Origin of the sequence: Clostridium paridis, assembly GCF_016765615.1 — a bacterium.
Taxonomy (GTDB): Bacteria; Bacillota; Clostridia; order Clostridiales; family Clostridiaceae; genus Clostridium_T; species Clostridium_T paridis.
The window spans coordinates 19,476-32,626 of sequence record NZ_JAESWA010000012.1; the positions used below are offsets into that span (position 1 = coordinate 19,476).

13 protein-coding genes are annotated in these 13,151 nt (G+C 30.3%); all 13 read right to left on the reverse strand.

The genetic code is table 11. The features are described 5' to 3' along the window. Nucleotides 1-71 precede the first annotated feature (71 nt). The 13 genes from JK634_RS02315 to JK634_RS02375 all read right to left on the reverse strand — a co-directional run bounded on the left by JK634_RS02315 (nt 72) and on the right by JK634_RS02375 (nt 13,146). Complete coding sequence (locus tag JK634_RS02315; protein WP_202766011.1) at nt 72-476, reverse strand: S1 domain-containing RNA-binding protein; 405 nt, start codon at nt 474-476, stop codon at nt 72-74. A gap of 53 nt (nt 477-529) precedes the next feature. Continuing rightward, nucleotides 530-811: an FtsB family cell division protein gene (locus JK634_RS02320; RefSeq protein WP_202766012.1), complete on the reverse strand. Its 282-nt coding sequence runs from the start codon at nt 809-811 to the stop codon at nt 530-532. A 77-nt stretch (nt 812-888) separates the two neighbouring features. Beyond that, nucleotides 889-1,281, reverse strand: coding sequence for a spore cortex biosynthesis protein YabQ (gene yabQ / locus JK634_RS02325; RefSeq protein WP_202766013.1), 393 nt, complete (start codon nt 1,279-1,281; stop codon nt 889-891). Nucleotides 1,282-1,290: 9 nt separating this feature from the next. Then, nucleotides 1,291-1,578 (reverse strand): sporulation protein YabP, encoded by a 288-nt coding sequence (gene yabP, locus JK634_RS02330; RefSeq protein WP_202766014.1) that lies wholly within the window; start codon nt 1,576-1,578, stop codon nt 1,291-1,293. A 252-nt stretch (nt 1,579-1,830) separates the two neighbouring features. After that, nucleotides 1,831-2,091, reverse strand: a complete 261-nt coding sequence (locus JK634_RS02335; protein ID WP_202766015.1) for an RNA-binding S4 domain-containing protein — start codon at nt 2,089-2,091, stop codon at nt 1,831-1,833. Nucleotides 2,092-2,166: 75 nt separating this feature from the next. Continuing rightward, a complete protein-coding gene (locus tag JK634_RS02340) occupies nt 2,167-2,442 on the reverse strand; it encodes an HU family DNA-binding protein (protein ID WP_202766016.1) in 276 nt (91 codons plus the stop codon). 214 nt (nt 2,443-2,656) lie between these two features. Further along, nucleotides 2,657-4,108: a bifunctional methyltransferase/pyrophosphohydrolase YabN gene (gene yabN, locus JK634_RS02345; protein WP_202766017.1), complete on the reverse strand. Its 1,452-nt coding sequence runs from the start codon at nt 4,106-4,108 to the stop codon at nt 2,657-2,659. 16 nt (nt 4,109-4,124) lie between these two features. After that, nucleotides 4,125-5,657 carry a putative polysaccharide biosynthesis protein gene (locus JK634_RS02350; protein ID WP_202766018.1) on the reverse strand — a complete coding sequence of 511 codons (1,533 nt, stop codon included), beginning with the start codon at nt 5,655-5,657 and terminating at the stop codon, nt 4,125-4,127. Nucleotides 5,658-5,798: 141 nt separating this feature from the next. Further along, the gene (spoVT, locus tag JK634_RS02355) at nt 5,799-6,350 is read right to left on the reverse strand and encodes a stage V sporulation protein T (protein ID WP_202766019.1); all 552 of its coding nucleotides are present in this window, start codon (nt 6,348-6,350) and stop codon (nt 5,799-5,801) included. Nucleotides 6,351-6,568: 218 nt separating this feature from the next. Next, nucleotides 6,569-7,573, reverse strand: a complete 1,005-nt coding sequence (locus JK634_RS02360; protein ID WP_202766020.1) for a peptidylprolyl isomerase — start codon at nt 7,571-7,573, stop codon at nt 6,569-6,571. A 143-nt stretch (nt 7,574-7,716) separates the two neighbouring features. Then, entirely contained in the window at nt 7,717-11,217 is a 3,501-nt protein-coding gene (gene mfd, locus JK634_RS02365) for a transcription-repair coupling factor (protein ID WP_202766021.1), read from the reverse strand. A gap of 24 nt (nt 11,218-11,241) precedes the next feature. Continuing rightward, nucleotides 11,242-11,805 carry an aminoacyl-tRNA hydrolase gene (gene pth / locus JK634_RS02370; RefSeq protein WP_202766022.1) on the reverse strand — a complete coding sequence of 188 codons (564 nt, stop codon included), beginning with the start codon at nt 11,803-11,805 and terminating at the stop codon, nt 11,242-11,244. Nucleotides 11,806-11,979: 174 nt separating this feature from the next. Next, the gene (locus tag JK634_RS02375) at nt 11,980-13,146 is read right to left on the reverse strand and encodes a trypsin-like peptidase domain-containing protein (RefSeq protein WP_202766023.1); all 1,167 of its coding nucleotides are present in this window, start codon (nt 13,144-13,146) and stop codon (nt 11,980-11,982) included. Nucleotides 13,147-13,151 lie beyond the last annotated feature (5 nt).

Consider the following 13,151-nt stretch of genomic DNA (forward strand, 5'->3'; position numbering starts at 1 on the left):
CTCTAAATCTATAAGAATAGAATGAAATCAAAAAGGCTTCTAATCCTTGTTAGAAGCCTATCTATCATAGTTTAACCGAAGTTCTTTCTACTCTTACTTTTGAAATCTTGATTTTTCTTAACATCTTGCATTCTGTCTTCACTATCTTTTAAAAATTTAGACATTATATCTTCAAAACTTTCAGAGTTTTGTTTTTTCTTTTCTGCTGTCCAATCAATTTCTGCTGGTTTTACACTTTTTCTTTGAGGATTTGCTTGTTTAATAGATAAACTAATCTTTCCATTGTCATCAATTGAGATTACTTTTACCTTCACTTTATCTTGTTCTTTCAAGTGTTGTCTAATATCTTTTACAAAAGAATCAGCAACTTCTGAAATATGAACTAAGCCTGTTTTACCTTCCACCTCTACGAATGCTCCAAAGTTTGTGATGTTTACTACTGTACCTTCTAAAATGTTTCCTGCCATCAAGGTCATGTTAAAAAGACTCCTCCTTAAAAAATATATATGTTATAAAATAATAACCTTATTTATTTTGTGCTTGCATTATTTACGACTTTTTCCCCTGGTTTAATTAAACCTAGTCTAACCCTAACCATTTCTTCTATAAATTCATCGTTATTACTTTGAATCTTTTGCACTTCTTGTTTAAGTCTATCATTGTCATTCTTCAACTCTTGAAGTTGTGCCTGTTTATCTGCTTTTTGTTTATTTAATCTTTTCATAGCAGTTTCTTGTCTAAAAAAGCTGAAACAAAAAAAACCTATCAAAAAGACTATAACCAAGTTCTTTAAGTTAATTCTTTTTCTCATATTTGTTCCCCTCTTTTATAACAATTCTTATCTTTATTTTAAAGAGAAAAGACTATATATTCAAGTAATTTTTAAATTTATTTACTTTTTCCTAAAATTTTATAAAAAATTATTTTTAAAATGTAAATCACATTAATTAATATTATTCTGAAAAACTTATTTACACTTGATAATAGCATTTTTTCAAATCTTAAAATATACTTACTAATTAATCTTAAATATAATATGAATCCTATAATTATTCCACAGTAAACATAAAATCCTAAAAAAGCTGAATTATAATATAAAAGGAAAGTAAAAATAGCAAGGCCGCTTAATATACCAAAAAGTAAGTCTTCAAAAATTATTATAACCTTATTTATTCCATTACCTCTTATTATTCTATATGCATCAAAGAATATTCCTGTTAACATTCCTGCCAAAAGGCTATATACAATTATGTTATACTGTACATTGTTAGGTAACAACATAGCTATTACCTATTTAAATAGCCTTTTAAGCAAGGCTTCCTTTTCTTTCTTAACTTCTTTTCCAGAATATATCATACTATATATAAGACCTGCGATAATAACATCTCCATTTTCAACATCAAGCTTATTCATCTTTAATTCTTGACCTTTTATAACTAATAGTCCTTCATTTGTATTTAACTCTATTTTTTCCTCATCGAAGCTTAGGACTTCTAAAACTCCTGTTAGAGCTAATTTTTTTCTATTTTCAAGACGAATTGAACTTTCCTTTTGAATTATTTCCTTTTTAGTTTCCATAATGTCTCTCCTTAATAATATTTCTAACAGAATATATGCTAGTAAATTAAATTTAAGAATTAACATTTATGAATTTATAAAATTTAATAAATTCCCTAAGAATACTATCTAGGCACTTATTTATAATAGGATTTTAAGTTCAACTAATAATTTATTCATTTCTGAAAATGTCCAGAAGCCGACATTTTCAAACAAGAATAAATTAAGTTTCCTATAAAAAACCCTATATAATATCTACTATTATTATCGATACTACTCTTGATCTTCTTCACCCTCTAGTATCTCATACATTTCTCTAGCATCTTCTTTTCTTACATGTTCTGCAATACTTACTATCTTTGCTTTAATTTTTTTATTTGCAAATGTTATTTCTATAACATCCCCTTCTTTTATATCTGTTGAAGGTTTTGCTACTTTCCCATTAATTGTAACTCTTCCTCCTTCGCAAGCTTCTTTGGCTATTGTTCTTCGTTTTATAATTCTAGAAACTTTCAAATATTTATCTAATCTCAATTTCTTTTCCTCCTTATTAAATGCTAAAGTTTATGTATTCAAAAAAAACCCGAGATGCACTCGGGTTTTTTAAGATTATTTACTAACTTTTTCTTTGAATTCTTTTCCTGCTTTGAATACAGGTACAGTTGATGCTGGAATTTGGATAGCTTCCTTTGTTCTAGGATTTCTTCCTTCTCTAGCAGCTCTTTCTCTTGTTTCAAATGTTCCGAATCCAACTAATTGAACTTTATCTCCATTAGCTAGTGCTTCTTCAACGCTTTCTATTAAAGCTTTTAAAGCTGCTTCAGCATCTTTCTTTGTTAATTTACTCTTTTCTGCAATACTAGTGATTAATTCTGCTTTATTCACGATTACATCCTCCTCGATCATAGAGATATTAAATTACTGTAGTTTTTATTACTTATGTACTACATTATCTCATCCTATTATATACCTTGATTTCAGCCTAGTCTATAGAAATATAGATATTTTGTGTAAAAAAGGTATTTTTATGATAAGTAGTAATACATTTATACAATTTATATATATTCTCCTTAAATTCCTAATTTCCTCCTAGATTTTATTATTTTTCTTTATTTTTTGATTCTTCCCATATTACATCTAGCTCATTTAATGACATTTCTTGTATTTTTTTCCCTAATTGCGCAACTTTTTGTTCTATATATGACATTCTTTTTATAAACTTATCAGTAGTTTTATTTAATGCTAATTCTCCATCAACATCTAGAAATCTAGCTACATTAATACATGCAAATAACAAATCTCCTACTTCTTCTGTTATTCTTTCCCTATTTCCTTCCTTATATACCTCTTTTATTTCATTTAATTCTTCAATTACTTTTTCCATTGCTGGTTCAACGTTATCCCAATCAAATCCGACCTTCTTTGCTTTCTTTTGAACCTTATTTGCCCTTATTAATGCCGGCAAACTCTTGGCAATAGCCTCCATCTCTTCGGTAAGACTCTCTAATCCTTTTTCCTTTTTCTTAAGTTCCTCCCAATTTACAAGAACTTCTTTTGAGGAGTCTGCAGTTTCATCCCCAAAAACATGAGGATGTCTGTATATCATTTTATTGCATATTCCTTCTATTATATCTCCTATGTTGAAATATCCATCTTCCTTACCTATTATTCCATGGAACACTACTTGAAGCAGCACATCTCCTAGTTCTTCAATTAATGCATCATCATCTAACTCTTCTATGGCATCTATGACTTCGTAGCTTTCCTCAATCAATGCAGACTTCAAACTTTCATGTGTTTGCTCTCTATCCCAAGGACACCCATCAACGCCTCTTAACCTTTCAATGATTTTTACTAAATCATTGAAATCTTTTTTATTATTTAAATCCTTAGGGATATAAATAGATGTAAGATAATCTATATCTTCCTGTCTATCTAATTCAAATAGGGGAATATTTCTTATACTTTCCATCCCTTTAATTCCAGCTGCCCTAACATAAAATATCTCTGTATCATCATTATAGTATTCTGATAACTTCAATTTCACTTCTGAAGCTATAAATTGATTATAAACTTGTGTTATAATCGTCCCTATTCGCTTATCTAACACCTGATTATCAATGTCAAAAGCATCTATTATCTTAAGTCCATCAATTGGATCAATTTTAAGCGCATCCATCATCGCATCCACAAAGCTTACTGCAGGATATATATTATATTCTATATTATTCTTATCACACAATGAAATTATGTTAAAAACAGATTTTTCGGCAACCAATGGATGCCCCGGTACTGCATATACCACATCTCCGAACTGTTCGTGAACCTTTATTAATTCTTTTGCTATGGCCTCATATACCTGATCAAAACTTTGGCTTTCTTCATATTTTGAATCATATGTTTCAAAGTTAATGTCCATTTCCTTTAAATACTCAACTGTAGGGTGCTTTTCAGTTCTCAATAAAACCTGCTTACTTTCTTTCAGTACTTTTAAAGTTCCTAATGTCAATGCTTCTGGTGCACCCGGACCTAAACCTACTATTTTTATCATTAAGCTCTCTCCTTTTTTATCTCCTTAATCGACTTCTAATGGTATCATATTTAAAAACTCCCAATATTACTATTAGAACTATATATATAATAATACCCAAAAATATCGAAATCAAGCAAGCTAAAGAAGGACTATTAATTTTATATGTTAACACTACATAACTCCCCATAACCCCTATTATCATTGCAATAGTTGCATAAGCAGGCTTAATCAATATTTCATAGAACTTAATTTTTAATTTCAAATGCATCTTTAAACAAATCAAGTTTAATATTGATGAAACTAAGTATGCTGAAATACTTGCTATAACTGCGCCATATACATTTAGCTCATTAATTGATACCAAGGTTGATGTTAAGAATATTTTTATGGCGCAGCCTATTAATAAATTTATTACCGGAATTATATATCTACCAGTACTTTGTAAAATTGCAGTTGTTGTTTGAGCTAGAACTATAAATGGAATTGAAATAGATAAATATTTTAAAATTTCATATCCATCATATCTTCCTGGAAATATTATTTGCATTATTGGTAATGCTAAAAAGTACAACCCTGCTAAAGATGGTAATGCTATTGTAAATGATAACTTCAAAGATGTATTAACCTTTGAAATAACTTCTTCTTTGTTACTCAATATATAATTTTCAGCAATTATCGGAACTATAGATGCACATAATGCCATAGAAAGAGTCAATGGTATATTTGTTAATACCGCTGCCTTACCTGTAAGCTGAGCGTAGAGAATTGTTGCTGTCTTTGTATCTAACCCAGCTTCCAATAGTTTTCTTGGAACTAGAACAGAATCTATAAGCCCCATAACACTACCTACTGTAGCACCTAAAGATATTGGAATAGAAATTTTAAGCAATCTATTTAGCACTTCTGGATTAAACGAAACTCTTTTTATACCAAATTCCTTTTTAACTTTTCTATATTTAAAATATAAATAACTCCCTCCGAGCAATGCTCCAGCAGTGGCTCCAAAGGCAGCACCACCTGCTGAGTATTCTATCCCTCTAGGAAGTAATATAATAGCTAACCCCACGCCAACAATCACTCTTGCAATCTGTTCTAATATTTGAGAGATTGCTGAAGGTGTCATGTTTTGTAAGCCTTGGAAAAACCCTCGATATATAGTTGTAAAAGTCATTATAATTGGCGCAAATGAAATTCCTATCAATGAGAAATAAGCTTTACTGTCCCACTTAAGAAGGGAAATCAATGGTCTTGCACCAAAAAACAAGAACAAACTAGTGCCTGTCCCAAGTATAGCCATTAGCAAAAATGCTTCCCTAATTATTTGAAAAGTATCCGCCTTATTTCCTAAAGCATTATTTTCTGAGACCATCTTTGATATGGCTACAGGGACTCCTGCCGATAAAGCAATAAAAAACATATACAAAGGATAAGACATCTGATAATATCCCACTCCTTCATCTCCTATAAGCATTATTAATGGCCATCGAAAGAATATGCCTAAAAACTTTGCTATTATTCCTGCCATACCAAGTATTATACTTCCTTTTATTAGGGATTGCTTTCTCATAAAATACCTCCAGTTTGAAACTTTACTACAGAATTTAAACTATGAAAATCTATTACGCTTATATTTTCATTGTTATTGAATCTATACTAATGTCTATTTCAAACATAGAGGTATTATTCTAACTTATATTAAATTATGTGGTTATTGCTCCATTTGCTTTCCTAAAAATGCTGATGCTGTTTCTGCTAATTTCATTTCTAAATCACCCAATTTTTGTCCATCATCTTTTTCAATTATTACTACAGCACCAATTGTATCTCCTTCTGCTAGTATTGGAGATATTACTTGTGTACTATACTTACCAGAATCATCATCACTATATAGTGGCACTACTTTACCAGTACCACCTCCTAATAATACTGTCTTCCTTTCTTCCATTATTGCTTCTAGTTCACTTGATACTTTCTTTTCAATATAATCTTTTTTTGATACACCACTTACTGAAATAAAAGCATCCTTATCAGCAATTAGGATAATGTGTCCAATTGATTGTTGCAATGACTCTGCGTATTCTTTTGAGAAATCTGTTAACTCACCAATAGGAGAATATTTTTTTAAGATTACCCCACCCTCTCTATCTGTAAAGATTTCAAGAGGATCTCCCTCTCTTATTCTTAAAGTTCTTCTTATCTCCTTTGGAATTACTACTCTACCTAAATCGTCAATTCTTCTTACTATGCCTGTAGCTTTCATCCTTTGTCCCTCCTATTTTTATACTTTGAAGTAATTTTTTCTTTACAACATTATTATTTTTCTAAATAAATTTTTTATACGTAAAACTGGCTATTTTTATTCTAATTAGCAATAAAGATTTCTCATTGATGATTATGGAATATTCTATTCGTTATATATACAAAAAAAAGAGTCACATCAAGAATTTTCTCGATATGACTCCTCATATTAAATATTTATTATAGTTTATCTTCGTAAGTTGTTACTTTATAGTCTTTCTTTAATTGTTCTAATGTAGAATTAATTAAATCACTCTTCTTCTGATTTGTTACATTTGTAATTATGTCTTCTTTTACATCTTCAAACTTCTTCACAATGTCTTGAGTTTGAATACCAGTTACTTTAATAATATGATATCCGAATTGACTCTTTACTGGTCCTGAAATATCTCCATCTTTTTTAAGAGCTTTAACTCCAGCCATAAAATCAGTATCATATTGAGTTGAGTTATAAGGGATAAACCCTAAGCTTCCACCATTATCTTTTGACCCTGTATCTGTTGATGAAGCTTTAGCCACATCTTCAAACTTAGCTCCGCCATCTAATTGTTGTTTTATCTTCTTAGCTTCATCCTCTGTTGCCACTAATATATGCGAAACAGTAGCTCCTGCACCTTGTGTAAATTCAGTAGCTTTATTTTCATCATAGTACTTCTTAGCATCTTCATCAGTTACTTTTACATCTTTAGTAAGAGCTTCCTGAGCTTTTTGTACTATTGCTTGTTCTCTTATAAGCTTTTTAAGTGAATCCAATGTCATTCCTGCTGACTTAATGGCATCATTTAACTTATCCTCTCCGCCATACATTTCTTGATATGATTTTATTTGATCATCTACAGCTTTATTTAAATCTGAATCTGAAGGAACTACTTTCATATCCTCAGCCTTTTTAAGCATCATTTTTTGATTTACTAATTGAGTAAGAACTTCTTTTCTTTGACTTGTTAATGCACTCTTAGCATCTGCATTATCTAAATATTTATCTCCATATTGTTGCTTTAGTTGGCTTATAGTTTGTTGTAGATTTTCATCTACTTCTCCCAATGTTATCTTTTGATCGCCTACTTTTGCTACAACAGTCTTTGCGATAGCTTCCGGTGTTTTTTGAACCATATTACAACCAACTACAGAGAAACTTACTGCTCCAACAATTATAAGCCCTAATAATTTTTTAACTTTCTTCAATATCTTCCTCACCTTTCATTTTAGCTTTAAGTTCAACTAGCAATCCATATATAATTAATTTTAAGTTAAACCAATGTGACATAATATTAGTATATCAATATTTTCTATTTATTTCAAAGCTATCAAATTTCCAAAGATTTTTCTTAAACAACTTTATTCAACAATTCTTTTATTTCTTCTAATAAAGTTTCCTTTTTACCTTCACTTATTTTGTAAGCAAATGTCGGTTTTTCTCCAAGGTTAATATAAATTTTATTTTTGTAACTATCAAGTAAAGCTTTATATATATCTAGTTTTACTCTATCTCTACCTTGGAAAATAAATAATACCTTATTATCTTTTTCCTTAACTTCTTCAACTCCAAGAATTTTTGCTTTACTTTTAATATAAGCTATATCCATCAAATTAAATATTTCTGCTGGAATTTTTGAATACCTATCGTTAAGTTCTTCTTTTATATCGTCATAATCTTCCTGATTTTCAATAGCTGCAATTTTTTTGTAGATTTCAATTTTTTGAATCTCATCTTCAATATAGTTCTCTGAAATAAATGCATCCACCTTAATATCTACAGTTGTTTCAATTGGTTCCTGATCTATTTCTCCTTTAATTAACTTAATTGTATCTTCAAGCATTCTACAATACAAATCATAACCAACAGATGCCATGTGCCCATGTTGAGCTGAGCCCATCATATTTCCAGCTCCTCTGATTTCCAAGTCTCTCATGGCTATTTTAAAACCAGAACCGAGTTCTGTGAAGTCCTTTAATGCCTTTAATCTCTTTTCAGCTACTTCAGTAAGAATCTTATCTTTTTTGTATACAAAATATGCATAAGCTATTCTGTTACTTCTACCTACTCTACCTCTTAGCTGATATAATTGAGACAACCCCATTTTGTCGGAGTCATAAACTATCATTGTATTTACATTAGGAATATCTATCCCAGTCTCTATAATAGTAGTGCACAACAATATATCATATTCTTTATTCATAAAGGCCATCATTTCTTTTTCAAGCTCTCGTTCAGTCATTTGCCCATGAGCAATTGTAACTTTTGCTTCAGGTATCAAATCCATCAAGTATTTAGCCATCTTTTCAATATCTTCAACCCTGTTGTAAACAAAAAATGCTTGCCCACCCCTATTTAGTTCCCTTAATATTGCATCTCTTACTAATTGGTCATTATGTTCAACTACATAAGTTTGTATAGGGTACCTTTCTTCTGGTGGTGTTTCTATTACTGAAATATCTCTAACTCCTGTTAATGACATATGAAGTGTTCTTGGAATTGGAGTTGCACTTAAGGTCAAAACATCTACATTCTTTTTTAAATTCTTTATTTTTTCTTTTTGAGTAACTCCAAATCTTTGCTCTTCATCTACTATTAATAATCCTAGATCTTTGAAAGAAATATCTTTGGATACGAGCCTATGTGTTCCTATTAATATATCTACATTTCCTTCTTTTAACGACTTCAAAGTTTCTTTTTGCTTTTTAGCTGTTCTAAATCTACTTATCATGTCAATCTTAATTGGAAAATCAGAAAATCTCTTTCTCATGTTGGTATAATGCTGTTCTGCCAATATTGTTGTTGGTACTAAAAATGCTACCTGTTTCCCATCCATGACAGCTTTAAATGCTGCTCTTATTGCCACCTCTGTTTTTCCATAACCAACATCCCCACATAGAAGTCTATCCATAGGCTTATCAGATTCCATATCATTCTTTATTTCCTCTAAAGATGTTAGCTGATCTGGAGTCTCTTCAAATGGGAATTCATCTTCAAATTGTCTTTGCCATTGAGTATCTTTTGAATAACTATGTCCCCTTAAAGTTGCTCTTGCTGCATACAACTTTACTAATTCTTCTGCTATATCATTGATAGAATTCCTTACCTTTGCCTTTGCCTTTTGCCACTCGGAACCACCTAATTTATTTATTTTAGGAGACTTACCTTCACTTCCTATATATTTCTGAATCATGTCTAATTGATCAACAGGAACATATAGCTTATCACCTTTATCATATAAAATATCTAAGTAATCCCTAGTATGACCAGAAACCTCTATTTGTTTTATTCCTTTATATACACCAATACCGTGATTTACATGAACAACATAGTCACCAGGTTTTAATTCCCCAAAACTCTTTATTTTTCCTACACCTTTTTGCTTTGAAGGTTTTCTGGAAATCTTTCTTTTTGCTTCACCAAATACTTCTTTATCTGATATTACACATAATCTTAGTTCAGGATATTCAAACCCCTTAAGGAGATTGCCAAAGGTAATAACAACTTCTCCAAATTGAACATCTTTAATATCATCCCTATAAGAACTCTCAATTCCTCTATCTCTTAAAGTATCTACCAGTCTTTCTCCTCTGCTTCTTGTACCTGATAATATTAGGGTTTTAAAACCTTTTTGTTTTTTATCTTTTATATCTTCAATCAAGAAATCTAATTGTCCTTGGTAATCATGAAGAGTTAGTTGTGTAAAGTTATTTATTGCAAGAGGTTTAAGATAATCCCTGCCTTTAGCTAAAGCATCAATAGTTATTAATTCTTTATCTTCTAGCGCATTATAAAGAATATCTTCATCGATTAAAAGTTTTCCTTGAGATGGGAGTATATCCCCCCTTGATAAAAACGAAGTATAATTTTCACCAAACTCAAAATATAGACTTTCTAATCTACCTTTACACCTTTGGGTATCATCCATAACAACTAAATAATTATTAGTATACTGAAATAAACTCCAAGGATTCTCATATAAAAATGGCATATAACTTTCTATAGTCTCGAATGTCCAAGTTTCCTTTAAAAGTTCAATATTATTTCTAACTATTGAATCTAGCTTTTCACATACCTCTTTTTCTTTTTTTCTTTTATCCTTAACCTCATTAAATTCACTTTCGATATTACGAATAGATCTTTCTAGTGCTTCTTTGTCTAAAACTACTTCTTTGGCAGGAAAAATTTCAATCTCTTCAACCTTAGTAATACTTCTTTGCGTTTCTAAATTAAAACTTCTAATTGACTCTATTTCATCTCCAAAAAACTCTATTCTATAAGGTGTCCCGTACTGAATTGGGAACACATCTAATATTCCACCTCTTAAAGAAAACTGTCCTTTTCCTTCAACTATTTCTACAGCTTCATAACCACTTTCAACTAGTAATGTTGTAAGTTCTTTTAAATCATATTCATCTGAAGTTTTTAATTTTATAAAATGACTTTCATAGAGTTCCTTTGGTGTATATAAGGCTGCCAAATTTTCTATAGATGTTATTACTATTTTTTTCTTATCATTTAACATTTCCTTAAATACTTTAAGTCTTTCCCATCTTAAATCCCCAGAAATAGCATCAATATTATAGAAAACCACTTCTTTTGCAGGCAAATAAAACACATTCATATGAAATAAGGAAAGATCCTCATAGAGATTTTTTGCCTCCATATCTGAATGCGTTACAACGAGAATAGATTTATGGTAATTTTCATATACACCATTTATAAAATAGCTTTTACCAGAGTCTCCTAAACCATATACTCCTATTGGAGTAGTATTTGAATCTAAGTTTTTAATAACTTCTTTAAATTTGTCAGAAGATTCTAGAGGCTCCATTATACCTCTTAACCTCATATGATACACCACCGTTCAAAACTTCTATAGTGAAAAGCTATTATACTTATTCATAGCTTCAACTTCTCCGTTTTTAATAATTTCTTCTGCTGAATCTCCAGCTGCACTTATAACTTTTTTTAACATTTCTTGTTCCTCTTTAGAAAATTTACCTAAGACATGAGAAACTAAATCACCTTTGGGTTGTCCTACCCCCACCTTAATTCTTGGGAAAACATCACTGCTTAAATTTGCTATAATACTTTTAATTCCATTATGCCCACCAGCACTTCCTTTTCCTCTTATTCTTAGCCTTCCAACAGCCAAACTAATGTCGTCATATATTACTATAATCTGTTCCCCGGAAATTTTATAAAAGTTTATTACCTCTCTTATACTCTCCCCGCTAAGATTCATATATGTAGTTGGCTTAAGTAAAATAACTTTTTCACCCGCTATATTACCTTCTCCATATTCTGCTTTAAACTTTTTCTTGTTAATATTAATATTGTTTTTTTCTGCTAAGTGATCTATAACATCAAACCCTATATTATGTCTTGTTCCTTTATACTCACTTCCGGGATTTCCAAGCCCCACAATTAAATACATAGTTTCCCTCCAGACTACTCATGCTATGCAATTATAAACTTTCAATGATATATATAATACATTAATAATGTTTCATTATGATGTCAAAACATAAAAAATTGTTTCATAATTACATAGTTAATTATATCACTGAAATTATGATATTAATCTCAATGATCTTCTTTATTTATATCTTTAAATAGTTAAATTTATATTTACTAGCTGTCCGCTTCTTAAAATCTTACAGCTTATATTATCTCCAACATTATATTTTTTAATAATCTTATCTAAATCTTCAATAGTATTTATTTTTTCTCCGCCTACTTCTTTAATTATGTCAGTTGGTCCTATACCTGCTTTTGCAATGTTACTATCTTGTATGACACTTTCTACATAAACTCCGTCGTAAGTTTTTCCATCTTCAGATTTTATACTTCCACCAATAAACCCCAACTTTATCTTTTCCGCATTTCCTGTATCTATTATTGCCTCTATTATTGAAACTAACTCACTTCCCCCGACTACAACAGATAAATGATTCTCCCCATGCTCCTTTTGGAATTCCAATGAACTAATTCCTATTACTTCACCATCCAAATTACATAATGGTCCACCATTATTATCCTTAGTTATTATTGTACTACTCTGAATGGAATTAAATGTTTTCTCAGTTTCCACATCATGATTTATTGTTATTTCAATTCTATTAGATGTTACTACTCCAAAACTAGCAAACCCTACTTCCCCGGTACCTAGAGGGTGGCCAATTGAAACAACACGATCTCCCACAACTGTTTTGTCATCTTTATCTAGTTCACAAGCAGTATATCCTGTTCCTTCAATCTTTATAATTGCAATGTCTAAAGGTTCATATTCCCCTATAAGCTTACCTTGCATTGGTTTGGTTCCAGGTGAAGAAAGCCCAACATATATACTCTTCAAATCTTTAATAGAGCTAAAACTAGTTGCTATATATCCTCGAGAATCTATAATCACGCCTGTTGTTCTATCTGTAAATGACTTATTTGTATTCAAATTCTCCTTATTGTCACTTATAGTAACTAATGATACAGAGGTTTTCTTTATTACTTTCGAAAGATAAATATTATTCAAAACATTTTCATAAGACACATAATCATTTTCAGAAATAGTGTTCAATCCTAATTCTTTTATCTTCTTATTTATAATAATCTGAGATGTTATTATACCTGTAATTACTGACAATAAAATGAGAAAAGTCCCCAGTGCGAATACCTTTAGAAAAATCTTACGTTTGTTCTTTTTTACACTTATAGATACTTTTCCTTGTTCATTTTTTTCACTTACATCAATATCATCTTTTTTTTCATTATTATTTAGCATATAAT

Excerpts from the sequence above, each read along its gene's own strand:
- mfd (WP_202766021.1), bottom strand. The coding sequence starts at position 11,217 with ATGAGGTTAAGAGGTATAATGGAGCCTCTAGAATCTTCTGACAAATTT.
- yabQ (WP_202766013.1), bottom strand. The coding sequence starts at position 1,281 with ATGTTGTTACCTAACAATGTACAGTATAACATAATTGTATATAGCCTT.
- pth (WP_202766022.1), bottom strand. The coding sequence starts at position 11,805 with ATGTATTTAATTGTGGGGCTTGGAAATCCCGGAAGTGAGTATAAAGGA.
- JK634_RS02315 (WP_202766011.1), bottom strand. The coding sequence starts at position 476 with ATGACCTTGATGGCAGGAAACATTTTAGAAGGTACAGTAGTAAACATC.
- yabP (WP_202766014.1), bottom strand. The coding sequence starts at position 1,578 with ATGGAAACTAAAAAGGAAATAATTCAAAAGGAAAGTTCAATTCGTCTT.
- spoVT (WP_202766019.1), bottom strand. The coding sequence starts at position 6,350 with ATGAAAGCTACAGGCATAGTAAGAAGAATTGACGATTTAGGTAGAGTA.
- JK634_RS02350 (WP_202766018.1), bottom strand. The coding sequence starts at position 5,657 with ATGAGAAAGCAATCCCTAATAAAAGGAAGTATAATACTTGGTATGGCA.
- yabN (WP_202766017.1), bottom strand. The coding sequence starts at position 4,108 with ATGATAAAAATAGTAGGTTTAGGTCCGGGTGCACCAGAAGCATTGACA.
- JK634_RS02375 (WP_202766023.1), bottom strand. The coding sequence starts at position 13,146 with ATGCTAAATAATAATGAAAAAAAAGATGATATTGATGTAAGTGAAAAA.
- JK634_RS02320 (WP_202766012.1), bottom strand. The coding sequence starts at position 811 with ATGAGAAAAAGAATTAACTTAAAGAACTTGGTTATAGTCTTTTTGATA.